Below are 23,180 nucleotides of genomic sequence, written 5' to 3'. Positions count from 1 at the left end.
GTTAAAAGCGATGGTTAACGTTTTATGCCACTGGCCGGCCCCTGTTGCTTCTTCGGACCCAAGTTTCAGGCTCACATAACAAACCATTCATGAAACTTTTTACAGCCGCGTTTGTTGGTTTGCAGTCAAGTTCTGCCCGATTGCCATGCAACGACGAGCCCAATCAGCCAGTTGACGATGCTCATTGGCGGAAAGGAACGGAAATGGCTTGGCGTGGAGAGACTGCGCTCCATGTACTCAACGGCCAAATGGGCGAACACACGTTCTTTGATGACTTTCAAAAAGGGAGCACGGGCTCTTGGTGCAATCTGAACTCAAATCGCAGACCTTGCCCCAGCGTGCCCGCAATCTCCGCACTCATGAGCGTTCCGAGCGCCAGTATGAAAGGGATGAGGCGCATTGGACAACCCTTGAGATCGAAACGCCCAAGCAGGAGGGATCTCGTCCTCTCGTGGTGGATCTCGACGGCACCCTGATTGCCTCCGACCTGCTGATTGAGACCGCCTTCTCGGAGCTAGGCCGCCGTCCGCAATCCATTGTCGACATGCTGATGGCGCTCTCCCGTGGCAAGGCCGCCCTGAAGCACCGCCTGTCCGAACCCGTCGATTTCGATCCGGGAACGTTGCCCTACGACCCAGAGGTCCTGAGCCTCATCCGGAAGGCCAGAGCTGAAGGACGCCCGGTTTACCTCGCTTCCGCCAGCCATCAGCGTTTGGTGGAGAGCATCGCCGATCACCTCGGCCTTTTTACCGGATGGTTCGCGTCCAACGAGACCACCAATCTGGCCGGCCATAGGAAAGCTCAGCAGCTCGTCGAGGCCTTTGGGGAGCGCGGTTTCGACTATGTCGGCAATGATGCCGCCGATCTCCCTGTCTGGGAGAAGGCTGACAGGTCGATTGCCATCCGCACCCCTGCCGGGGTGCGAAAAAGGCTTGCCCGCCAATGCCCCGATGCAGAGCACCTGACCCATACGCACCCGACGTGGCGGACCTGGGCCAAGATGCTGCGCATGCATCAATATGCCAAGAACACGCTCATCTTCCTACCGCTCCTGGCGGCTCATCTCTTCACGCTTGAAGCCGTCACCCAGGCCCTGCTGGCGTTCGTCGCCTTCTCGCTCTGCGCCTCGAGCATCTACATCCTCAACGATCTTGTGGATCTGCAGGATGATCGGGGGCATCGCAGCAAATGCAGGCGTCCCCTGCCGAGCGGCGCCATTCCCCTGATGCACGGCGCGATCGCCATCCCGGTTCTCTTCCTCGCAGCCTTGGCTGTCGGGTCAGCGGTGTCGCTGCCGTTTCTAGGAGTGCTGCTCGGCTACTTTGCCCTCACCACCGCCTATTCCTTCGTGCTCAAGCGCATGATGGTGGTCGACGTAATCACCCTGGCAGGCCTTTACTCGGTTAGGGTGATCGGCGGCGCCGTTGCGGCCTCTGTCGCTGTGTCGGAATGGCTGATTGCCTTCAGCATGATGATCTTCATGTCTCTGGCCCTGATCAAGCGCTACGTGGAACTGGCGGCCCGGCGGGACGCCAACCTCCCGGATCCGACAAGCCGTGACTACAAGAACAGCGATCTGGACATCGTGGCGGCCCTGGCTGCGGCGGCCGGTTTCAACGCGGTCACGATCCTGGCGCTCTATATCTCAAGCGACAGCGTGAACGAGCTCTATTCGCGCCCTCAGCTCCTCTGGCTCGTGGGCCCGCTTCTGATGTTCTGGATTGCCCGTGCCCTGATGCTCGCCGGGCGGCGGATCATGGATGACGATCCCGTGGTGTTTGCTATCAAGGACAGGGGCAGTCTTCTGACGGTGGCTGCCGCCTTCGCCCTGATCGTGGCTGCCGTCTAGTCCATGTCCCATCGGCAAGCGATCGAGGGCACAAGCCCTTTTCGAGCAATTCTTCGAAACCTCAAGGGAGATGGAGGACGATGATGTTCGTCCGCTATGTTCTGTTCGCCGTCATCGCGACGCTGGTCAATCTGGTCACCCAGGAGATCGTCATCCGGATCGCGCCGGTTGCCCCCTTGGCTCTATCGATCCTGATGGGAACGGCCGCCGGCTTCATCCTCAAATACGTGCTCGACAAGAAGTGGGTGTTCGACGATGACTATGGCGGTCATCGGCAGGAGTTCCAGAAGATCACCCTCTATGGTGCCTTCAGCGTCCTGACCACCCTGGTCTTCTGGGGTTTCGAGGTCGCCTTCTGGATGATCTGGAAGACGGATCTGGCAAAATATACCGGCGCGGTGATTGGACTTGCCATCGGCTATGCCGCCAAGTTCATTCTGGATCGAACCTTCGTGTTCAAGGAGCGACAGGCATGACGGAACTCGCCGGTTGGGGACGCTACCCCCGCCATCCGTCAGAGACACTCAGCCCCGCGTCCCCCAAAGCCCTCCCCTCCCTGATGGCCTCCCGGACCGGGCTGGTGGCCCGCGGCAATGGTCGCGCCTATGGCGATGCCGCCATCGGAGAGCGGGTCACCCTCATGACCCAGGGGCTTGATCGCATCCGGGCCTTCGATCAGGCGACAGGCCGCATCCAGGTGGAAGCAGGCGTCCTCCTCTCCGACCTGCTCGATGTTGTTGTCCCCAGAGGCTTCTTTCCTCCCGTCGTGCCGGGCACCAAGTTCGTCACCATCGGGGGCATGATCGCCTCGGATGTTCACGGCAAGAACCACCATCGGGACGGCGGGTTCGGCGACCACGTGGAAAGCCTGACCCTGGCCCTGCCGGATGGAGGCGTCGTCACCTGCTCCCGTGATGAAAATCCCGAGCTCCTGTCGGCTACAATCGGCGGGATGGGGCTCACGGGCACCATCCTCGATGCCACCTTCCGCCTCCGGCCCACCGAGACCGGGTGGATGCGCCAGACAACCACCGTTGCTCGCAATCTCGACGGCGCCATCCGAGCCCTGCAGGAGACGAGCCGCGCCACCTATTCGGTAGCCTGGATCGACTGCCTGGCCAGTGGCGCTTCGCTGGGCCGTTCGCTGGTCTTTGCGGCGGAGCATGCCACTCGGCGCGACATCGATGCCCTACGGCCTGGAGCCGAGCCCTATCCCCCTTCCAAGCTCGGTAGCCTGGGCGTTCCGCTCGAGCTGCCCTCCTTCACCCTCAACCGCTTGTCGGTGTCCGCCTTCAACGAACTGTACTTCCGGGCAGGAGCGGTGAAATCCGGCTATCCTTTCCTGGTTCATTGGAACCCCTATTTCTTTCCCCTCGATGGGATCAGCAGTTGGAACCGGATATATGGGCGGCGCGGCTTCCTGCAGTATCAATGCGTCATCCCCACGGCGCAGGCGCAAGCGGTTCTGGGCAGCATGCTTGAGCGCGTCTCCAAGCACGACAACGCGTCTTTCCTAGCCGTGCTCAAGCAGCTGGGCGCAAGCCATGGCGATCTCTCGTTCCCGCTCGAAGGCTTCACTCTGACCCTCGACCTACCTGTGAGCGACGATGTTTTCCCCCTGCTCAATGAGCTTGACCGCTTGGTGGTCGAAGCCGGGGGGCGGCTCTATCTAGCCAAGGACGCACGGCAATCGCCTGCAACCTTCGAGGCCGGTTATCCTGGATTGTCCCGCTTTCGCGACCTGCGGCGGGCCATCGGGGCGACCGACCGGATTTCTTCGCGTCTGTCGGTACGGCTGGGCATCTGATGCAACCTTCGAAAACCCTTCTCCTGGTCGGCGGCACCTCCGATATCGGGCGCGCCACGGCACTTCACTACGCTCAAGCCGGATGGTACGTGCAGCTCGCCGCCCGGAACGAGGAGGAAGCCCGTCGCAACGCCGACGATATCCGTGCCCGTACCGGCACTGAGGTGACCGTGCACAGGCTCGACATTCTCGACACCGGCAGTTTCGACAGCTTTACCAACAGCCTGCCGACACTGCCGGATACGGTGGTGTGCGTCGTCGGCGAACTGGGTGATCAGGCGAAGGGCCAGACCGATATGGTCCACGCATCCCTCCTGCTGCGAACCAACTTCGAGGGCCCGGCGCTCCTGCTCGGATTGTTTGCGGAGCGTTTCCTGGCACGTGGATCCGGCACCCTCGTGGGCGTAAGTTCCGTGGCGGGCGATCGCGGTCGTGGATCCAACTATCTGTACGGCGCCGCCAAGGCGGGCTTTACCGCGTTTCTGTCAGGCCTCCGCAACCGCTTGGCGCCCAAGGGCCTGCGGGTGGTGACGGTCAAGCCCGGTTTCGTGCGCACGCAGATGACGGCCGGCATGAAGCTGCCTCCTGTTCTGACCGCGGAGCCCGGCGAGGTCGGACGCGCCATCTTCGCGGCAGCCGAGAAGAGCGGCCGTGACGTAATTTACGTGCGCCCGATCTGGCGCCCCGTCATGATGGCGATCGGGAGCATTCCCGAGCGTTTCTTCAAGCGCTTGCGCCTCTAAAACCTGACGCACGGAGGACAGGAACCATGCGGCTCTGGACTGAGCGCCCCATGAAGGTGGGTCCGATTCTGCTCGTAGCCGCGGCCCTCCTTGCCCTGCTACTCGCCCTGCCCGGACAAACCGTCACGACGCGCTACCTGAACGATCTCTTCGTCATTCTGGATGGTGCCTACCGGGTTGCCGCAGGCCAGGTGCCGAACCAGGATTTTCACACGCCTCTGGGTCCTTTTGCTTATTATCTGACGGCTGCAGGTTACGCTCTATCGGGAACGCTCGGCGGAACCATGCCCACTGCCATGGCCCTGATCACTCTTCTGGTCGCCCTGCCAATGGCGCATGTTCTCAGCTCGCGGCTTCATCCTTTCATTGCCATCCCATACGGGCTCTTCCTGCTCCTGATCCTGGCGGTGCCCGTCAATCTCGGCGAGGGCATCACCTCCCTGTCTTTCGCCAAGTTCTACAACCGGATCGGCTGGGCTGCCTTGGGCGTGCTCCTCGTGATGTATCTCCGCCCGGTCCGCATCGATCGCCGGCAGACCATCCTGGATACGGCCTGCGCAACTGTTCTGACTCTGCTGATGCTCTACACGAAGCTCAGCTATGGGGTTGTGGCGCTCGCGTTTCCTCTGCTCGTGCTCTCCGACCGGCAGCAACGCCGCTGGTCTGCCGGTGCCATGGGAGCTACACTCCTCGCTGCGTTGAGCATCGAACTCATCTGGCAATCGTCACTGGCTCATCTGGCTGATCTGCGGCTGGCATTTGCTTTGGACGGCGGGCTGCGGGGCACCTGGGGGCAGATCGTGGATCACATCCTCGTGAACCTCACGGACTATATTCTGCTGTTCCTGTTCGCCGGGATAGCCCTGTACCGCACCCGCAGCGTTAGGGATCTGCTGTTCTATGCCTTTTGTGCCGTAGCAGGGTTTCTGATCATCAATCAGAACTTTCAGGCCTGGGGCATCATCATGCTTCATGGCGCGGCGGCTGTCGCTGCAGAGACGATTCTACGATCTGAGAGCCGCCGACCACAAGGGGTCGATCATGGGAGCTGGTCGACGGCCGCGGGCGCGAGGCTGCTCTTCCTTGCCGTCGTGCTGCCCACTATTATTTACTGCCTGGCGGCACTCGGCCTTCACACGGCTGCCGCGAGTGTCAGGGCAGGCATCGCTGTCCCGCTTCCCAATATGGAGCAAATCCGAGTCGCGAACCTCTGGACATGGAGCGACTACGATACAGCCACTGCCTATCACGAGGTTCTGCGTGACGGATTTAACGCATTATCGCAGCTTGAGCCGAAGCCGAGCCGGATCTTCGTGCTCGATCAGGGTAACGCATTCTCGATGGCGCTCAACGCTCCCCCGGCGCGAGGCGATACGCCCTGGCTGCAATGGGACCGCACCCTCGGCAACACGAGCTATATCCCGCCTGAGACGCTGCTGGCCGATGTGCAGCTCGTGATGGAGCGGAAACTCTCCGACAGCCCGGATGCTGCGAAAGGACCGCTGCCACAGCTTCAAGCTATCTACGGTCCCTACATCGCAGCCCATTTCGACGCCGCCGGCGAGACGCAGCATTGGAAGCTGCATCGGCGCCGCGCTCCCTCGATCCCTGAGGCTGCCTTGCACCTGGACGGCCGTTCATGACGGCGCACTCCGAACGGCCGATACCCTGGACATCCGGCACGCTCCTCTGTGCGGCGGCCGCTTTTGGGCTGCTCCTCGCGCTGCCGGGCCAGACGGTCACAACCGCCTATCTCAACGACCTGTTCATCTTTCTCGACGGTGTACATCGGATTGCGTCCGGGCAGGTTCCCAACCGCGACTTCCACAGCGCCCTGGGCCCACTCTCCTTCTATGTGCCGGCTCTCGGATACTGGATCTCCGGCAGCATGGGCGGCGCGATGCCGGCAGCCATGGCGGCCATGACCGTCGCGCTTGCCCTGCCGATGATCCACATCCTCGGTTCCCGGCTCCAGCCGGTGGTGGCAATTCCCTATGGGGTGTTCCTGCTCCTGATCGTGGCCGTTCCCATGAATCTCGGCGAGAGCATCGCATCCCTCTCGTTTGCAATGTTCTACAACCGGATCGGATGGGCCGCTCTCAGCCTCCTTCTCGTGATGTATCTTGAGCCCAGGCAGATCCGCGGCCGTCAAAATCTGCTCGACGCACTCTGCGCTGCGGTTCTCACCTTGAGCATGCTCTACACCAAAGCCACCTATGGTCTCGTGGCGCTCGCCTTTATCGCCTTCATGCTGTTCGACATCCGCCAGCGTCGTTGGGTGCTGTGGTCTTTAGGCCTGATCTTCCTCTCAGCGCTCCTCATCGAGGCCGTCTGGCAATCCTCGCTCATTCATCTTCAGGATCTCGCGCTTGCTGGCCGGGTGAGTGGAGGCCGCGGCATCGTTGATCTGTCGCTGGCTTTCATTCGCCATCTGGCTGACTATGTGATCCTGGGGATTTTCGCCGGCCTGGTGCTTTGGCGCTCCCGCAGCCTTCGCGATCTGTTGTTCTTCGGAATTTGCGCGGGTCCCGGCCTGATCATTCAGAGCCAGAACTCTCAGCCCTGGGGCATCATGACAGTGTTTTCCGGCGCGGCCGTCGCGACGGAGTTGCTGCTGCGCTCCCGCCGTCTCGACAATCGGGAAGAGAGGGGGATCTTAGCCCGAGGGGCTCCGCTTTTGCTGCTGGCCTTTCTCCTGCCGACAGCCCTTCACTGCTTCATGGCGCTCGGCGTTCATACCGTCGCAGCCCTGGCACGAGTGGGAGAGCCTTTCGGATTACCTCGTTTCGGTGAACTCAGGCTGACCAGTCTTTGGATGCCGGGCGACCGCGGTTTCATGGACGACTATCTCGTGAGCGTCCGCGAAGGCGCGCGGCTCCTGAACGAACTTCCCGTAAAGCCCGAAAACGTCTCGGTCCTGGATTTCGCCAATCCTTTTTCGGCGGGCATGAGCCTGCCGCCCTCTCGTGGCGACTACGCCTGGCTCCACTGGGGGCGCAACGTCAACGACGTCCACCACCTGCCTCCGGAGCAGTTGCTCGGAGAAGTCGATGTGCTGATGGTGCCTAAGGCTGGCATCAACGGCATCCCGCTTCGCAATCTCTACGGCGCTTACATCCGAGAGGCATTTGATCCCATTCGCCGTACCGATCTATGGACTGTGTACAAGCGCCGTGAAGCGAGCATGCTCAGCAGCGTCGGACAACCGCTGGAACATGCGCAGCCATCCCGTGTTGGCGCTGGGGATGGAATGTGACCATGAACGTATCGAAGGTACGCCCGGCATCCGTGGCGGCGCTCATTATTGCTGTGGCGGCAATCTGCGCCCTGCTGCTTGCCGTGCCGGGCCAAACGGTCACAACACGCTACCTGAACGATTTGTTCATCTTCCTCGATGGCGTGCATCGCGTGAGCGAAGGGCAGGTCCCAAATCGGGACTTCCATACGGCCCTCGGCCCGCTCGTCTATTACGTGCCGGCCCTGGGTTACTGGATCTCCGGCCACCTGGGCGGAGCCATGCCTACCGGCATGGCTCTTCTGGTTCTCATGATGGCACTCGCCGCGGCCCATATCGTCAGCTCGCGCCTGAGGCCTGCGATTGCCCTGCCCTTTTCCATCTTTCTGATCCTGGTCGCAGCCGTTCCCATCAACTTGGGCGAGAGCATTGCCGGCCTCTCCTTCGGCATGTTCTACAACCGAGTCGGCTGGGCGGCTCTCGGCTTTCTTTTGATCCTGTACCTCCGGCCGCTCCACCACCGCCCCTTTCAAAGCGTACTCGATGCCGTCTGTGCGGCCTCGCTGACGCTCCTCATGCTGTACATGAAGCTCAGCTACGGATTGGTGGCGCTCGGCTTTCTCACCCTGATGCTGCTCGACTCGCAGCAGCGGCGATGGGCATTGGCTGCATTCGGCATGGTTCTGGCAGGCGGTCTGCTGATTGAATCGTTCTGGGATGCAACCGAAGCCCACATCGACGATCTGCTTCTGGCGGGTGGAGTGAGCGGCAGCTTCAAGTCATTGGATGAACTCGTCTCGGTGTTTCTCAGAAATCTCTCCGAATATACTGTGTTTGCCCTCTTCGCCGCTCTCGCGCTCTGGCGCACGCGGAGTGTCCGGGACTTTCTCTTCTACGGATTCTGCGCTGGCTCCGGCTACATGCTGATCATGCAGAATTTTCAGGTCTGGGGCATCGTCACCCTTCCTGCCGGCGCGGCCGTCGCGGCGGAACTGCTGGCTCGATCTCTGCCGCAACCGGATACCAGGACGGCTTCATCCCTCGCCGCAGGCACGCAACTTCTGCTGCTTGCCTTCATCCTGCCCAGCAGCGTCCATCATGCCGCAACCCTTGGCCTTCATGCCGCTCTGGCCTCCACGAGCCAGGGTCAAGCGGTGCCCTTGCCAAGACTCGATCGCGTGAGGCTCGTGCAGTTGTGGACGGAAGACAACTACCCGGTCTTCTCCCGTTATCTTGAAAGCCTCGGTGACGGGGCTCGGGCCCTTTCTCCGCTTGGCACTGAGGCTGACCGAGTCCACGTTCTCGATTTCGTAGGCCCCTTCTCGGCAGGTCTCGGCCTTGCGCCACCGCGGGGCGACAGCACGTGGCATCATTGGGGACGCACGATCAACGAGCACCACCATCTCCCTCCTGAAACACTCTTTCAGGACGTCCGCGTCGTGATGGAGCCGAAATGGCCGATAGAATTCGCGACTGCCGAAGGCTTGCGCCAGATCTATGCAGACTACCTGTCCAACCATTACGACCTTGAGAAGGAAACGAAGGACTGGAAGGTCTATGTCCTGCGCGAGCCTGCGGAAACTGTCAGCCGGTCGCCCGAGGACGAGCAAGAAGAGCAGGAGATCCCGCCTTCGACCGGCGGCTGACAGCTCGCCTCAAGAGGCGCTTGGCCTGTAATGGCCCTGGGGCAGCGGCATCGCGGCCGATGCCCGCTGCTCATTCTGTCGGATGCGGCGCCACTCATCGGCTATGAGGATCGCAAGACACAGCACCAGCGCCCAGCCATACACGGACCCCATTGTCAGCTGGACCCAAGCCGGCTTGCCCAACTGATCGATGATGAAGGGCACCGGAACGATGAGCAGGAGGGCAACGAGACGCATGGCCGGCCGGTGCCAGTGCCTCACGATCACGGGAAGCAGGAACAGCGTGTAGTGAATCCAGCCGAGCGGCGAGGCCAAGACTGATGCGAGCAGCGCCAAGGCGCTGACCGTGAGAACATCGGGTCGCCGCCACCAAGCCCAGGCTGCCAGCCCTGCCAGGAGAAGGAAGCCGAGCACGAGACCGAGGGCCGGGACGCCAGCCCGCGCAGCGAGACCGGCAAAGGACCCGTTCGTAAGGAAGAGAGCCCGGCTTCCGTCTGCAGCAACCAGTTCGAACCACTGGCGGTAGACCTCGGGCCCATAGATCACCAGCGGGATCAGGCTGATAACGCCTGCCGTGCCGAAGGCAACGATCGCCGACCGATGATGTCCCGACAGCAGAAGAAGCACGGGCCAAACCAGAAAATTCGGTTTCATGGCCACAACAACTCCGATGAGGAGCCCCGCCCAGAGCCCTGCACCGCGCTCGAGCAGCAGCCATGCAGCGACGCCAGCGAGAACCAGCGGCAGATAGATCTGCCCGAGAAAGAGCGTGTCCCAGAATCCTGCAAGCGCGAAAGCCCACACGGCAATGATCAATGCTTCCACACGATTGCTGACCCGGCTGACGAGAAGAAGAACCGCCCCTGCATAGACAATCACGGAAATCCAGCGCCAGACCTGGTACGTCACATAGGGATCGGCCACATCGAAGGCTTGGAACAGGAGCGCCGAGATCGGCGGGTTGAGATTGGGATTCCAGGATTCGAAACCTGGCAGTTCCACACGAAGGGTCAGCGGGTAGATCCCATAGGGATTCAACCCCTCACTCGCTGCTCGCCCCGAAGCCACGAAGGATCCGAAGTCCCACAGTCCGGGTTCGTGGACAATGCGGGGCAGCTCGGCGTTGATCGCAAGAAGAGCCGCCAGGAGAGTGAGAAGGCCCGTCACCCAGCGTGTCGCTGCTGTCATTGCTGTTCCTTACGGTCGAGGCTGAAAGAGATTTTCTGGTTGTAGTGCAGCCCATGCGGAAACCTATCCCTGCAAGGTTTCCGCTCGGGGTTCCGCGTCACCCGACCTCGGTGACTGGGCAACCGATTGGAACCGCTGCCTTATTTACAAGGTTTACGGTTGAGCCCAAGCCGTTCCGGCTGGCAATCGATAAGTGAGGCTGTGTCTGACTATGGCGGATAATCCGGCTGTCCAGCAACCTGCAACGCGGCAATCGTCCTCGGCCGCCACAACCATGTGGGCTGTGGTTATCGGCTGGGCTCTTGTAAGGCTTGTCGCCTCCGGGGAGCGCCGTCCCGCCCCGGCGTCAGCCGGACGCCCGGTGCGGCACCCTCAGCAACAGGGCGCAAGCCAAAGTCGGGACCGCGACACGGGCTTCTCTCAAAAGCAGCATGCCCCACCTCATGCGGCCAATGAGCAGGGCCGCGGGCGCAGTGCGGACACGCCGACCGAGATCCCTTCTCAAGGCTGGAAGGACATCCTCTGGCGCACCTATGAGGAATTCGGCAAGGACCGGGTGATGTCCGTTGCCGCCGGCGTAACCTATTATGCGCTGCTTGCCATTTTCCCAGCCATCGCCGCCCTCGTCTCGCTCTACGGCCTCTTTGCCGATCCCGTGTCACTCCAGGATCACCTCAACACCCTGTCGGGCGTCCTTCCCGGCGGCGCCCTCGACATCGTTCGCGAGCAGGTCACGCGGATCGCTTCGCAAGGTGGAGGGACCTTAGGCTTCAGCTTCGTTATCGGTCTCGTCATCTCGCTCTGGAGTGCGAATGCCGGCATGAAGGCTGTCTTCGACGCCCTCAATATCGTCTATGACGAAGAGGAGAAGAGAAGCTTCATCAAGTTGAATCTGATGTCCCTCTCATTCACCTTGGGAGCCATCATCTTCATTATTCTCGCTATCACCGGAATCGTCGTCCTTCCGATTCTTCTGGATTTCCTCGGCTTGGGCAGCAGCCTCGAATGGCTGTTGTCGCTGGCCCGCTGGCCAGTCCTATTGCTGGTCGTCGTGCTCGGATTGTCGCTGGTCTATCGCTACGGCCCTAGCCGGGACAAGGCAGAATGGAAATGGGTCACGCCGGGCGGCCTTATGGCTGCCGTGCTCTGGCTTGCCGTATCGATGCTGTTCTCCTGGTACGTGGCCAATTTCGGCAGCTACAACGAGACCTATGGTTCGTTGGGCGCGGTGATCGGCTTCATGACCTGGATCTGGATCTCGAGCGTTGTTGTCCTGTTGGGTGCCGAGATCAATGCTGAAATGGAACACCAGACGGCCAAGGACACGACGGAAGGCAGCCATCAGCCTATGGGCACCCGCGGCGCGCAGATGGCGGATACGATCGGGGTCGCAAAGAGCTGATCCCCGTGAGCTAGGCGTGAAGGGCGCTCCTCCGGGAGCGCCCTCTTTCTTTGTCCGCTGATTAAATCCGAGGGGCACCCAGTCCTTTGACTGCCTCAAATGCTCAGCGCCTCCTAATGATCTCTGGCATGCATGGATTACACAGACGTCTTCTCGCAAAGAGCCGGAGGGATCTTGTGCAATAAAGAAATGCGCTGACAGAGGTCAGCGCACCCGCAGAAATGATCGAAGAGAGAACAAGGGAAAGCGGCAGGACAGGCCCTAGCCCATCGTGACAGCACTCGCCAAGGCTGGCACTGTGCGATTGGACTTGCCGTCATGGCTTCTCTCATCGGAGAACCAGGCAATCGTTGCTTTCAGGCCAACGTCAAGGGAAGTCCGTGGAGACCAGCCGAGGAGTTGCTTGGCGCGTGTGATGTCGGGGCGGCGGCGGCGCGGATCGTCGACCGGCAATGGCCGGGTGACGAGGCGAGAGGACGAACCTGTCATCGCCAGAACCTTGTCGGCGAGATCGCCGACGGTCAGTTCAACCGGATTGCCGAGATTGACTGCACCAGGGAACGGTCCCTGATAGGCCATGAGGCGGAGAAATCCATCGACCAGATCCGACACGTAGCAGAACGAACGCGTCTGACTTCCGTCCCCGTAGATCGTGATGTCCTCGCCGGCCAGGGCTTGGCAGATCACGTTCGAGACGACGCGCCCGTCATCGGCGCGCATGCGCGGTCCATAGGTGTTAAAGATCCGTGCAACCCGGACGTCGGCACGGCCGGAGCGATCAAAATCGAAGGTCAGGGTTTCGGCGGCACGCTTGCCTTCGTCATAGCAAGCCCGAGGGCCAGTGGGGTTCACATTGCCCCAGTAACTTTCGGTCTGCGGATGAACTTCAGGGTCGCCGTAGATCTCGCTCGTGGACGCGAGAAAGAAGCGCGCTCCGATACCCTCGGCGAATGTCAGGAGATTATGCGTTCCGACGACGCTCGTCAGCATCGTGTGCTCGGGATCGGCTTGATAGTGGGGCGGCGAGGCCGCGCAAGCGAGATTGTAGACCTCGTCGAACTTGACGCGCTTGGAACGGAGGCGAGCCGGCAACGGTTTGATGATATCGCTGTCGACGAGGTCGAAACGGGGCTCCCGCTCCAGATGGCGGAGATTCTGCTTCCGCCCTGTTTGGAAATTGTCGAGAGCAGTGACGTGAGCGCCTTCGCTGAGAAGAGCATCGCAGAGGTGGGATCCCAGGAATCCAGCACCGCCCGCAACAAGGACGTGCTTGTTTTTGCCATTCTTCATGCGAACGCTCCTTCAGACCGATAACAGAGGTCCCGAGGTACAAACCTTTTCTGGTCCAACGTTGAAGCTTGGCATTGGTTCAATGCCGGCTTCAGAATCTATTCACAAGTCAGGCGCCGACCCCTACTGCCAGAGAAGAATCCCTGCGCGAGCGGTCCATTGCTTCCATAAGATCCCGCTCCATGGAGGCTGCCCGGTGCGCTGCCGTATGCTCGGCCAGGATCCGCCCCTGTGCCGAAGCGCCCAAGGCTTTTCGCCGAGTCTCGGCCCATGTGCCGAGCACCTCGAGGACGTCGTCTGGCTTTTCGGCTAGGATGATGTCCCGACCCGGCTCGAGCAGGGTCTCGATCCCATCCCAAATATCGGAAATGATCGGCGTTCCGCAGGCCGCTGCCTCGAAGAGACGAACGCTCGGGCTGTAGCCGGCGCGGATCATGTCGGCTCGCGTCACATTGAGCGTGTAGCGGCTCTGGGCGTAGAAGGCAGGGTGCTCGCCTGGAGGGACGTGATCGATGCGTTCCACGTTGGACGGCCAGTCGATGTCGGCGGGATATTGCGGGCCTGCCACGACGAAACGCAGATGCGGCGCACGCCGTGCCGGCTCGATCAGCAGCCGCTCGAGGGTCGGCTGTCGGTCGGGGCTATAGGTTCCAAGGTAGCTGAGGTCCCACCGCTTTTCGCGCTCAAGGGCGGGATAAGCCTTCGGATCGACGGAGCAATACAGCGCTCGCGCGGCCGGCGAGCCGTATTGCTCCATGAGGTGCTCAAGGGTGGGGCCGCCGGTAAAGGAGAAATAGACGTCATAATCTTGGATGAGAGCAGGCGTGAGATACTCGTGATCGCCCCGTTCCAGCTTCGCGAGCGTCACCGGCGTGTCGATGTCGTAGAACGCCACCACGCCGTTTGCCGTCTGCTGCACCCATTGCCCGACGGCGACGCCCTCGGGCACATAGGAACCGACGATGACCGCGTCCGCATCCGCGATCACATCGCGATATCGCCTGAGGTCCTCCAAGCTGGTGTAGAATTCAAGCTGGCAGAATTCGGGGTTCTGCAGGTCGCGATGGGAGGCATACCAGGGCACGTCCCGTTCGAGGAACAGGATGTCATGCCCCCGTGCCGCAAAGGCTTTCAGGAGCGCCCGGAAAGTCGTCGCATGACCGTTTCCCCATGACGAGGACAGGCTCAAGCCTAGAACGACGACGCGAAGCTTGCTCACGCCACGCTCCTTTCCCGCTTCAGGGATGCCTCCTCGCGCAGGATCGCGTCCACTTCCGCGCCGCGGCGGGTATAGGTGTGCTCGGCCATGATGCGCGCCCGGGCGGCGTCGCCGATGGCGCGGGCGCGCTCGGGCGTCAGGGACTCGACATGATCGGCCACATCCTCGCCGTCGCGGGCCACGAGCACCTCCTCGCCCTCCTTCAGGAAGAGTTCGAGTCCGACCCAGGCATCGGTGATCAGGCACGCGCCGGCACCGGCCGCCTCGAACACGCGGGTTGCGGGCGAATAGCCTGTGGTCGCCATCGAGTCCCGGGCAATGTTGAGAACCGCCAGTGGGCTCGTGTTGAAAGCATTGTGATCGCGGGTATAGACGTGGCCTATATGGCGCACGTTCGACGGCATGCCTTTGGTTTCCCAGCCATTGCCACCAATGAGGAAGTTGCGGTTCGGCAGGCGGGAGGCAGGTTCCAGAAAGAACTGCTCAACACGGGCCTCTCGGTCAGGCAGGCGATTGCCAAGGAAGGACAGATCAGCCGTGAACCGCTCGTCTGCCGGCACCGGATGGTGGGTCGACGGATCGCAGGCATTGTAGACCGGGATGCAGCGGCGGGCACCGAACCCCTCATAGGCCGCGATCACCGGCGGGCCACCGCCATAGGTGAGCACCAGATCAAGCGCCGGCATCGTGCGATGGAGCGGGTGATCCGGGCTTTCACGCAGTTCGGCGAGGGTTGCCGGGGCATCCACGTCCCAGAAGATGCGGATGGCATCGGGGCGGGATGCGGTCACGACACCTTCGAGAAGCTCGTTATCGAACACGCCGACGCCGGAAGCCTTCACCACCACGTCAGCTTTCGCAGCCTCCGCCACCACGGAGCGCATGGCCTCTTCGGTCGCGGGATAGACCTTCACCTCGGCCCAATCCGGCGGCTCGATGTCACGATGCTTCTGGCGGTCGAAGGCATCCGGTTCGTAGAAGGTGATGCTGTGGCCACGGCGGGCGAGATCGCTCAGCAGGCCGCGATAATATGTGGCAGCACCGTTCCAATAAGAGGAGAGAAGACTGGAGCCATAAAAGGCGATTTTCATGGGGACATCTCCATCGGCGCTCCGGCGCCGTGAGTGGCGAGGATGGCAAGAAGCTGTTCGGCCCGGTGGGCGCAGGAATGGCGGCTGCGGATGGCATTGAGGCCATTCTCCACCAATGAGCGGCGCAGGTCGGCATCACTGCGCACGGCGTTGAGATGGCGCTCCATCTCAGCCTCGTTCTGTGCAACCAGATAATCCGTGCCTGGATTGAACAAGCCTTCCGAGTCGCTCCAGGGAGCAGAGATCAGCGGGATTCCGCAAGCCAGCGCCTCGAACACGCGGATTGTGGGAATGCCCGGCAGCATATCGACATAGAAGCGGCGCGGCACATGCACGGTTGCCAAGTGGCGGGCAAACACTTCAGGCGCTCGGGCGTTCGGGAGCCAGCCGCGATAAGTGACGCCGTAGCGGGCGAGGGTTGCGAGGGCATGCTCGGGATAGCGCACGCCATAGATGTCCAGCGGCAGGCCAACAGTCTGCGCCGGACGGAACAGGAAGCTCTCCAGTTCGGCGCTGCGCTCGTCGTCGCCCCAGTTGCCGATCCAGACAAGACCCTTCCGCTCCACTTCCTGAGCAGGAGGATGGAAATGTCTTATGTCCGCGGCCTCATGCCAGACATGAACGCGATCGCCCCAGCCCCAGCGGCGATACACTTCCGCAAGTGTCTCGCCAAAGGCGAGGACACCGTCGTAGCCGTCGAGATCGAACTGGCGGATGGCGTTGGGATCGCTCACAGCCCGATGGTGCGTGTCGTGGAAGAGGAGCGTGAAGCGGCCACCCTGCCTGCGTACCTTGCCGATGGCGGCAACGAGCCAGGGGTCGTTCCATTCATGGACGATCACCACATCGGCATCGGCGAGAGTCGCTTCAAGATCGAGATCGGGATCGAAGACGGTCGACGACAGTTCGGGATAGAGACTGTGATAAGCGTCGAGGCCAGCGCCGCCATGGTCCTTCAGCAGGTTCTCAAGACTCCAGGCACCCCTGGGTTCATAGGCCATCACCTCGTGTCCACGATGAACCAGATCGCGCAGCACGCCGCGCAGAAAATGCGCGTTGCCGTGGTTCCAGCAGGAGGCGAGAGAATGCGTGAAATAGACGAACTTCATGCGGCAGCGCCCTCAAGGGGGAATTTATCGGAGATCCCGGCGAGTGCGGATCGATAGGCGTTCAGAACGCCTTCGCTCATGGCTTCGACGGTATAAGCCTCGGCCCGCTTTTTGGCCGCACGCCCCAGAACGGCCCGTGCGTCAGAGTCTTGTGCCAAGCGCTCGACTGCATCGGCAGCCGCGCTCTCGTCTTGCGGATCGATGAAGAGCGCCGCGCCTTCCCAGAGCTCACGAAAAGTCGGGATGTCGGAGAGGATGAGGGCGCAGCCGGCTTGGGCTGCCTCCAGCACCGCAAGGCCGAACGGCTCATAGAGCGCTGTCGAGACGAAGATCGGCCGCTCGCCGAGATAGCGGGCAACACCCTCATCGCTCAAGCGTCCGAGGGGCGTGGCATGACGTGCTTCGACCTGAGCGCCGTGAGGCCCCTGCAGCGGGCCGGCCGCAAGAACCGGAATCGACAAACGCGCAGCCATGCGATCGATCGCAGCGAAATTCTTCCCCTCGTCCCAGAGACGTCCTGCCGTGAACACGAAAACCTCGGAACGAGCATTCGTCTTACCCGGCAAGGCGCGCCTGCCGTTTCTCACAACGACAGGAGGCTGCGGGAGCTCGTAGGCTTCAGCTGTTGCGTGAGCGAATGCCCGGGTGGGCGCAAGAAGCTTGCTTGCAGCGGCGTAGCCCCGCCGCACAAGCTCTGTGCGCCAGATGAAATCCTCCGGCAGCGGCCCGCCTTTAACTGCCTGCCACCAAGTGGCGACGCAGGAATGGCAGACTGCTACGACCGGGACGTCGAACTGCCCATGGGCTCCCAGCGCCGGGGCGTTGAGATGAATGAGATCCGGCCGGATCTGTCTTGCGAGCCCCGCAACGGACCGGCTCGCCTCTTTCACTTCGCCCTGGTGAGATGCAGTCCATTCGAGAGGCAGACCGGTTGCGACAAGCTCCGCACCAGCGGCTTCGGCCATGGCCTGCTGATCCGCCGAGGGTGCCGGTCCCAGCACCGCAATCGTTGCTCGAACACCGTGATTTCGCAGGCCGCCGGCAAGATCGAGGGCGTATTGCCAAACCCCGCCGACCGCATCGGCCGTCATGAGCACATGGAGGCTCTTTGCATCAGGTGCGGGCATCGCAGTTCTCGACGCTGCGCAACCTGAACCCGCGAAACACCCTCATGACAGGGCCTCGGCAGCATGCAGACGAGGAGCCGCTCCAGACGGTGCGAATCCCCTCTCCGCCTGCAGCCAACTCGCCAGAGCGGCCACGCCCTTGAGCCACGAGGTTGGCTGCTTCAGCCCGAGTTCCCTCGTCGCGAGACGGGTGTCGGAGACGTAGTAGCGCTGATCACCGGCCCGCCAGTCGGAATAGATCGTCTCGACCGGGCGGCCGATTACATCCTCGATATGGGTAATGAGCTGGCGCAGGCTGATGGCATTCGTCGGACCGCCGCCGAGGTTGAAGGCACGACCCTGGACCGCATCGATCCGCTTCCATGCGGCGGCATACGCATCGACCGCATCGGATATGTCGAGCACGTCGCGCACCTGGCAGCCATCGCCGTAGATCGTAATGGGTTTGCCTTCGAGAGCACGGATCAGAAAGTGGGCCACCCATCCCTGGTCCTCGGTTCCCATCTGCCGCTGCCCGTAGATGCAGCTCATGCGCATCACGCAGGTGGGAATATCGAACGAGCGGGCATAGTCCAGAACGTACTGATCGGCCGCTCCCTTGGAGCAGCCGTAAGGCGTGTGAAAATCGAGCGGCCGCGTCTCGCCGATGCCGGCATCGCGGATTGCAGGATCGCGCGGCTTGTAGGCGTCGTTGGTCTTCTCGAGCTCCACATCCGCAAGATCGCCATAGACCTTGTTGGTGGAGGCGAAAATCAGCGGAACCCGCTCATTGCGCTGCCGGAGAGCATCGAGCAGGTTCAGGGTGCCGCGGATGTTGATCTCGAAATCCTCGCGCGGATCGACGAGGCTCGTGGTAACGGCAACCTGCGCCGCCATGTGAAACACGGCCTGGGCCTCGCCTGCGGCATCGGCTACAGCCGTCTCGTCGCGAATATCTCCAAGAACGGTCGAGATCTTGGCTGGATGCCTCTTCTTCAGCCATTCCAGGTTGCGCTCGACGCCAGGTCGCGCCAGTGCGTCATAGACGAGGACGTCATGCCCCTCGCTTGCAAAGCGGTCGGCGAGATTGGAGCCGATAAAGCCTGCCCCGCCGGTGACCAGAACAGGCATCCGGCGAAGGGCGGCAGGCGCACCGGCATGGGTGTCGGTTGTCTTCATGCCACCAGGCCTCTCGCTTCCAGCTCCTTGCGGGCCTCCTGCACGAGATCTTTGGCTTCCTGCTTGGCGACCCATTCGGCGAGCTCCGCCAGGCCCTCGGAAAAGTCCTTCTTCGGGCTGTAGCCCAACTCCTGCCGGATCCTCGTGATGTCGGCGATGCAGTGACGGATGTCGCCGATGCGGGCCTTGCCGGCAATCTCCGGCGCCATGGGCCGGTCCATGGCCTGAGACAGAAGCTCCGCGACTTCGGAGACGGTGCGATCCTGACCGCTGCCGACGTTGTAGACGTTGCCCGGCGCCTTCTCGTGCTCGAGCGCCAGGACGAAGGCTTGCGCCACGTCTTCGACGTGCACGAAATCGCGGCGCTGCTGGCCGTCCTCAAAAATCATCGGCGGCTGACCGTTGTGGAGCCGGGATGCAAAGATTGCGAGAACACCGGTATAGGGATTGGACAGGGCCTGCCCAGGGCCATAGGCGTTCCAGAGCCTGAGCGCGACACCCTCCATGCCATAAGCCGGGCAGAGAGTCAGCGTCAGTCGCTCCTGAACATATTTCGACAAGGCATAGACGGAGGCGAGCGCCGGCTTTTTCCATTCCGGCGTCGGCACGGGAACGAGGGGGCGCCCCTGCTCGTCGAGGGGATCCCAAGGGTCGTTCTCGGTCGCGCGAGGCGTGCGCACGACATCTTCGCGCACCCGTCCGTCCGCATCCTTGTAGAGGCCTTCGCCATAGATGCTCATGGACGAGGCGACGACCACGCGCTTGACCGGATTATCGATGAGCTGCTGGAACAGCACCGCGGTGCCGTAATCGTTCACGGAGACATAGCGGTCGACGGCGTACATGCTCTGACCGACGCCGACCTCCGCCGCGAGGTGGACCACCTTGGTGGTGCCTTTCAGGGCCCTCAGAACCGCCGTCTCGTCACGAACATCCCCCACGACCACCTCGACCTCGGGATCGAGCCCGTCGGCCTGCGTCTTGTCGCCGTGAACCTGCTCGATGAGGCTGTCGAGCACGCGAACCCGGTGGCCGCGCTCCAGGCAGGCCCGAGCAACGTAACGTCCGATAAAGCCCGCACCGCCGGTAATGAGGATGGTATCCGTCACGACATGACTCCGGATCTGTTGTCGATTCATCGAGCCAATGAGCAAAACGGGAGAAATCCCGCTCCTTGGCTGGAAAGAGCGACACGAGACCTTCGCAGATTCCAGACAGGATGAGGCATTGGCGGACCGCATCAGGCGTCGGTCACACCACGTGCCCCTAGCAAGCTTGGCCTTTCGCATTGGAAACGCCAAAGCTTCATCTTTGTTCCTGCACCTGCTGAGTAGTTTGGGCGCCGGCGCGCTAAGACAAGAGACCCAAGCCAGGAATCGAGAGAGGGAACTACATACCTTTCTCGAACGTTGACGGCCAAGCTTGGGATGATGCCGCCCGGTACTTGCCTGCTGCCGTCTATGGGCGCGCCTCAAGAATGCAGGCAATCGGCTGACCGCACAAGGGAGAATCGTCATGATTTCGAGAAAGGTCCGCGTCGGGATCGTGGGCGTCGGCAATTGTGCCTCGTCCTTCGTGCAGGGCCTTTCCTACTACAAGGACGCCAAGGGCAACGAGCCCGTGCCCGGACTCATGAATGTGGACATTGGCGGATATCATATTAGCGATGTCGAAGTGTCCGCAGCTTTCGACATCAACGCCTCGAAGGTCGGCCGCGACATCTCGGAGGCGATTTTCGCCGAGCCAAACAATACACAGCGCTTCGCGGCCGTTGCGGAGAGCGGGATCATCGTTCATCGCGGCAGGACCCTCGACGGTCTCGGCAAGTATCTGCGCGAGGAAATCGCGGAATCGGAGCAGGATGAGGCCGACGTCACGGAGATATTGCGCCAGTCCAAGACGGATGTCTTGGTCTCCTATCTGCCCGTAGGATCCCAGAAGGCAACGGAATGGTATGCCGAGCGGGCGCTGGACGCGGGCTGCGCCTTCGTCAACTGCGTTCCGGTCTTCATCGCGTCCAATCCGGAATGGCGCAAGCGCTTCGAAGAGCGCGGGCTTCCCATAGTGGGTGACGACATCAAGAGCCAGGTCGGCGCCACCATCGTGCATCGCGTGCTCGCCAACCTTTTCCGCGAGCGCGGCGTGCGGCTCGACCGAACCTACCAGCTCAATTTCGGCGGCAACACCGACTTCCAGAACATGCTGGAGCGGGAGCGCCTGGAATCCAAGAAGATCTCCAAGACTCAGGCCGTCTCCAGCCAGCTCGATATCCCCCTGCCCGCCGGCGACATCCATGTGGGGCCGAGCGATCACGTGCCGTGGCTCACGGACCGCAAATGGGCCTATATCCGCCTGGAAGGCACCACCTTCGGCGGCGTGCCGCTGAACATGGAGGTAAAGCTCGAAGTCTGGGATTCGCCCAATTCCGCCGGCATCGTGATCGATGCGGTGCGCTGCGCGAAGCTTGCCCTGGACCGCAAGATCGGTGGCGCTCTGACTGGCCCCTCCAGCTATTTCATGAAGTCGCCGCCGCAGCAGTTCACCGACAACGAGGCCCGCGAGAGAACCATTCGCTTCATCGACGGTGATGAAGAGTAGAGGCACCAGGAGGTGACCGCCACGTTCCATCTTGTGCGTCATGCGGCCCATGACAGGGTCGGCACGATCCTGTGCGGACGCATTCCCGGCGTTCACCTTGGGGATGTTGGGAAAGCTCAGGCCGAGCGGCTGGCGGAACGCTTCGCCAACGAGACCATTGCCGGCATTCACACAAGCCCTCTTGAGCGGGCCGTGGAGACTGCCGAACCGATCGCGGCTCGCCTCGAGCAGCCGCTTGAAATTTGCGAGGACATCGCTGAGATCGACTTCGGGGCATGGTCCGGCACAAGCTTCGAGGCTCTGGCGCAGGATCCCCGCTGGTCGGCATGGAACAAGGCCCGCAGCAACAGCCGTCCGCCCTATGGGGAGACGATGCTTGAGGCTCAGGCACGCATCGTGGGCGCCATCGAGCGTTTGCACCAGCGCTACGCGGATCGGTCCATCATCCTCGTCAGCCACAGCGACGTGATCAAGGCCGCCCTGCTCTACCATCTCGGTCTGCCGATTGACGCCTATGCGCGCTTCGATATCGAGCCTGCCTCCATCAGCACCCTCGTGGTCGGCGATTGGGGTTCCAAGGTATTGCGTCTGAACGAGGTGGTGGCCGCATGAAGATCGTCATTTTCGGGCTCACCATCTCCTCATCCTGGGGCAATGGCCACGCGACGCTCTGGCGAGGTCTCATCCGCGCCCTTGCGAAGCGTGGACACAGGGTGGTGTTCTTCGAAAAGGATGTGCCCTATTATGCCGCGAACCGGGATCTCTTCGAGATCCCGGGCGGCGATCTCGTCCTCTACCAGGATTGGGACGATATCCGTCAACGGGCCGCGGCAGAGCTGGTCGACGCGGATGTGGCCATGGCAACCTCCTATTGCCCGGACGGCATCGCGGCGAGCGAGCTCCTGCTCGCTGCGCCTCGCCCGCTCCATGTGTTCTACGATCTCGACACGCCGGTCACCTTCTCACGCCTGGAGGCCGGAGAGCCCATCACCTATATCGGACCACGCGGCCTGCGCGATTTCGACCTCGCGCTCAGCTATACCGGCGGTCGCGCTCTCGACAGGCTTCGATCGGAGCTCGGAGCCTGCCGCGTTGCGCCCCTTTACGGGCACGTGGATCCCGACGTCCACCACCCGGTGCATCCGGCCGATCATTACAGGTCGGATCTCTCCTATCTCGGCACCTATGCGGCGGATCGTCAGGCGGCCCTGCAGCGCCTGTTCATCGATCCCGCGGGCCTGCGCCCGAAGCGGCGTTTCCTGATTGGCGGCGCGCAGTATCCTGCCGATTTCCCCTGGCAGCCCAACATCTCTTTCGTCCGCCATCTGCCGCCGTCCGAGCATCCTGCCTTCTTCTCGTCCTCGCGCCTGACGCTCAACATCACCCGTCAGACCATGGCGGACATGGGGTGGTGCCCCTCGGGCCGCCTGTTCGAGGCGGCAGCCTGCGGCGCGCCGATTCTGTCCGACACCTGGGAAGGACTCGACAGCTTCCTCACACCCGATCGGGAAATTCTTATTGCCACAGCAAGCGAAGATACCGTCAGCGCCCTCGACCTGACGGATGCGGAGCTGAAGCGCATCGCCGGCGCCGGCCGCGAGCGGGTTCTCGCCGAGCACACCTCGGAGCACCGGGCCCGTGAGCTTGAGTTCCTGCTGGAGAGCGCCAGTTCCATCCCATCCTCGACCGGCGGCTCCGCCGCCATGATGGAGGCATGA

The 23,180-nt window shown here is 62.0% G+C and carries 19 protein-coding genes; 11 read left to right on the top strand and 8 right to left on the bottom strand.

What is annotated here, in order from left to right; all coding sequences use genetic code 11:
* Window positions 1-301 precede the first annotated feature (301 nt).
* The 7 genes from JQC81_RS12345 to JQC81_RS12315 all read left to right on the top strand — a co-directional run bounded on the left by JQC81_RS12345 (window position 302) and on the right by JQC81_RS12315 (window position 9,280).
* Complete coding sequence (locus tag JQC81_RS12345; protein WP_376772399.1) at window positions 302-1,849, top strand: UbiA family prenyltransferase; 1,548 nt, start codon at window positions 302-304, stop codon at window positions 1,847-1,849.
* A gap of 80 nt (window positions 1,850-1,929) precedes the next feature.
* Entirely contained in the window at window positions 1,930-2,325 is a 396-nt protein-coding gene (locus JQC81_RS12340) for a GtrA family protein (protein WP_203272109.1), read from the top strand.
* A complete protein-coding gene (locus JQC81_RS12335; RefSeq protein WP_203272108.1) occupies window positions 2,322-3,656 on the top strand; it encodes an FAD-binding oxidoreductase in 1,335 nt (444 codons plus the stop codon). Before JQC81_RS12340 ends, JQC81_RS12335 begins: the two co-directional genes overlap by 4 nt.
* Window positions 3,656-4,399, top strand: a complete 744-nt coding sequence (locus JQC81_RS12330; protein ID WP_203272107.1) for an SDR family oxidoreductase — start codon at window positions 3,656-3,658, stop codon at window positions 4,397-4,399. The genes JQC81_RS12335 and JQC81_RS12330 overlap by 1 nt, the downstream gene beginning before the upstream one ends.
* A 26-nt stretch (window positions 4,400-4,425) precedes the next feature.
* Window positions 4,426-6,042, top strand: a complete 1,617-nt coding sequence (locus JQC81_RS12325; protein ID WP_203272106.1) for a hypothetical protein — start codon at window positions 4,426-4,428, stop codon at window positions 6,040-6,042.
* The gene (locus JQC81_RS12320) at window positions 6,039-7,655 is read left to right on the top strand and encodes a hypothetical protein (protein ID WP_203272105.1); all 1,617 of its coding nucleotides are present in this window, start codon (window positions 6,039-6,041) and stop codon (window positions 7,653-7,655) included. Before JQC81_RS12325 ends, JQC81_RS12320 begins: the two co-directional genes overlap by 4 nt.
* 2 nt (window positions 7,656-7,657) lie before the next feature.
* On the top strand, window positions 7,658-9,280 hold the full coding sequence (locus JQC81_RS12315; RefSeq protein ID WP_203272104.1) for a DUF2339 domain-containing protein: 1,623 nt from the start codon (window positions 7,658-7,660) through the stop codon (window positions 9,278-9,280).
* A 9-nt stretch (window positions 9,281-9,289) separates the two neighbouring features.
* Here JQC81_RS12315 and JQC81_RS12310 read toward each other — a convergent pair whose 3' ends face one another.
* Window positions 9,290-10,468, bottom strand: coding sequence for a glycosyltransferase family 87 protein (locus JQC81_RS12310; RefSeq protein WP_203272103.1), 1,179 nt, complete (start codon window positions 10,466-10,468; stop codon window positions 9,290-9,292).
* 211 nt (window positions 10,469-10,679) lie between these two features.
* Here JQC81_RS12310 and JQC81_RS12305 point away from each other — a divergent pair, with 211 nt between their 5' ends.
* Window positions 10,680-11,870, top strand: a complete 1,191-nt coding sequence (locus JQC81_RS12305) for a YihY/virulence factor BrkB family protein (protein WP_203272102.1) — start codon at window positions 10,680-10,682, stop codon at window positions 11,868-11,870.
* Window positions 11,871-12,131: 261 nt separating this feature from the next.
* Here JQC81_RS12305 and JQC81_RS12300 read toward each other — a convergent pair whose 3' ends face one another.
* The 7 genes from JQC81_RS12300 to JQC81_RS12270 all read right to left on the bottom strand — a co-directional run bounded on the left by JQC81_RS12300 (window position 12,132) and on the right by JQC81_RS12270 (window position 20,003).
* Window positions 12,132-13,160, bottom strand: coding sequence for a UDP-glucuronic acid decarboxylase family protein (locus tag JQC81_RS12300; protein WP_203272101.1), 1,029 nt, complete (start codon window positions 13,158-13,160; stop codon window positions 12,132-12,134).
* A gap of 109 nt (window positions 13,161-13,269) precedes the next feature.
* A complete protein-coding gene (locus JQC81_RS12295) occupies window positions 13,270-14,379 on the bottom strand; it encodes a CgeB family protein (RefSeq protein ID WP_203272100.1) in 1,110 nt (369 codons plus the stop codon).
* Window positions 14,376-15,470 carry a CgeB family protein gene (locus JQC81_RS12290; RefSeq protein ID WP_203272099.1) on the bottom strand — a complete coding sequence of 365 codons (1,095 nt, stop codon included), beginning with the start codon at window positions 15,468-15,470 and terminating at the stop codon, window positions 14,376-14,378. Before JQC81_RS12290 ends, JQC81_RS12295 begins: the two co-directional genes overlap by 4 nt.
* Window positions 15,467-16,579 carry a CgeB family protein gene (locus JQC81_RS12285; RefSeq protein WP_203272098.1) on the bottom strand — a complete coding sequence of 371 codons (1,113 nt, stop codon included), beginning with the start codon at window positions 16,577-16,579 and terminating at the stop codon, window positions 15,467-15,469. Before JQC81_RS12285 ends, JQC81_RS12290 begins: the two co-directional genes overlap by 4 nt.
* Window positions 16,576-17,706: a glycosyltransferase family 4 protein gene (locus JQC81_RS12280; RefSeq protein ID WP_203272097.1), complete on the bottom strand. Its 1,131-nt coding sequence runs from the start codon at window positions 17,704-17,706 to the stop codon at window positions 16,576-16,578. Before JQC81_RS12280 ends, JQC81_RS12285 begins: the two co-directional genes overlap by 4 nt.
* Before the next feature lie 42 nt (window positions 17,707-17,748).
* On the bottom strand, window positions 17,749-18,864 hold the full coding sequence (locus JQC81_RS12275) for an SDR family NAD(P)-dependent oxidoreductase (RefSeq protein WP_203272096.1): 1,116 nt from the start codon (window positions 18,862-18,864) through the stop codon (window positions 17,749-17,751).
* On the bottom strand, window positions 18,861-20,003 hold the full coding sequence (locus JQC81_RS12270) for an NAD-dependent epimerase/dehydratase family protein (RefSeq protein WP_203272095.1): 1,143 nt from the start codon (window positions 20,001-20,003) through the stop codon (window positions 18,861-18,863). Before JQC81_RS12270 ends, JQC81_RS12275 begins: the two co-directional genes overlap by 4 nt.
* Before the next feature lie 376 nt (window positions 20,004-20,379).
* Between JQC81_RS12270 and JQC81_RS12265 the strand changes: the two genes are divergently transcribed.
* The 3 genes from JQC81_RS12265 to JQC81_RS12255 are packed head-to-tail and all read left to right on the top strand — an operon-like array spanning window position 20,380 to window position 23,180.
* Window positions 20,380-21,462, top strand: a complete 1,083-nt coding sequence (locus JQC81_RS12265) for an inositol-3-phosphate synthase (protein WP_203272094.1) — start codon at window positions 20,380-20,382, stop codon at window positions 21,460-21,462.
* A gap of 12 nt (window positions 21,463-21,474) precedes the next feature.
* A complete protein-coding gene (locus JQC81_RS12260; RefSeq protein WP_203272093.1) occupies window positions 21,475-22,074 on the top strand; it encodes a histidine phosphatase family protein in 600 nt (199 codons plus the stop codon).
* The gene (locus JQC81_RS12255; protein ID WP_203272092.1) at window positions 22,071-23,180 is read left to right on the top strand and encodes a CgeB family protein; all 1,110 of its coding nucleotides are present in this window, start codon (window positions 22,071-22,073) and stop codon (window positions 23,178-23,180) included. Before JQC81_RS12260 ends, JQC81_RS12255 begins: the two co-directional genes overlap by 4 nt.

Source organism: Microvirga arabica, from assembly GCF_016811235.1.
Classification (GTDB): Bacteria; Pseudomonadota; Alphaproteobacteria; order Rhizobiales; family Beijerinckiaceae; genus Microvirga; species Microvirga arabica.
The sequence above is the reverse complement of the archived record's forward strand: the minus strand, read 5'-3'. Positions and strand labels throughout refer to the sequence as shown.

Bases quoted from the DNA above. Each gene is read 5' to 3' on its own strand.
- JQC81_RS12340 (WP_203272109.1), top strand. From the start codon at position 1,930: ATGATGTTCGTCCGCTATGTTCTGTTCGCCGTCATCGCGACGCTGGTC.
- JQC81_RS12335 (WP_203272108.1), top strand. From the start codon at position 2,322: ATGACGGAACTCGCCGGTTGGGGACGCTACCCCCGCCATCCGTCAGAG.
- JQC81_RS12330 (WP_203272107.1), top strand. From the start codon at position 3,656: ATGCAACCTTCGAAAACCCTTCTCCTGGTCGGCGGCACCTCCGATATC.
- JQC81_RS12325 (WP_203272106.1), top strand. From the start codon at position 4,426: ATGCGGCTCTGGACTGAGCGCCCCATGAAGGTGGGTCCGATTCTGCTC.
- JQC81_RS12320 (WP_203272105.1), top strand. From the start codon at position 6,039: ATGACGGCGCACTCCGAACGGCCGATACCCTGGACATCCGGCACGCTC.
- JQC81_RS12315 (WP_203272104.1), top strand. From the start codon at position 7,658: ATGAACGTATCGAAGGTACGCCCGGCATCCGTGGCGGCGCTCATTATT.
- JQC81_RS12310 (WP_203272103.1), bottom strand. From the start codon at position 10,468: ATGACAGCAGCGACACGCTGGGTGACGGGCCTTCTCACTCTCCTGGCG.
- JQC81_RS12305 (WP_203272102.1), top strand. From the start codon at position 10,680: ATGGCGGATAATCCGGCTGTCCAGCAACCTGCAACGCGGCAATCGTCC.
- JQC81_RS12300 (WP_203272101.1), bottom strand. From the start codon at position 13,160: ATGAAGAATGGCAAAAACAAGCACGTCCTTGTTGCGGGCGGTGCTGGA.
- JQC81_RS12290 (WP_203272099.1), bottom strand. From the start codon at position 15,470: ATGAAAATCGCCTTTTATGGCTCCAGTCTTCTCTCCTCTTATTGGAAC.
- JQC81_RS12285 (WP_203272098.1), bottom strand. From the start codon at position 16,579: ATGAAGTTCGTCTATTTCACGCATTCTCTCGCCTCCTGCTGGAACCAC.
- JQC81_RS12280 (WP_203272097.1), bottom strand. From the start codon at position 17,706: ATGCCCGCACCTGATGCAAAGAGCCTCCATGTGCTCATGACGGCCGAT.
- JQC81_RS12275 (WP_203272096.1), bottom strand. From the start codon at position 18,864: ATGAAGACAACCGACACCCATGCCGGTGCGCCTGCCGCCCTTCGCCGG.
- JQC81_RS12270 (WP_203272095.1), bottom strand. From the start codon at position 20,003: ATGAATCGACAACAGATCCGGAGTCATGTCGTGACGGATACCATCCTC.
- JQC81_RS12265 (WP_203272094.1), top strand. From the start codon at position 20,380: ATGATTTCGAGAAAGGTCCGCGTCGGGATCGTGGGCGTCGGCAATTGT.
- JQC81_RS12255 (WP_203272092.1), top strand. From the start codon at position 22,071: ATGAAGATCGTCATTTTCGGGCTCACCATCTCCTCATCCTGGGGCAAT.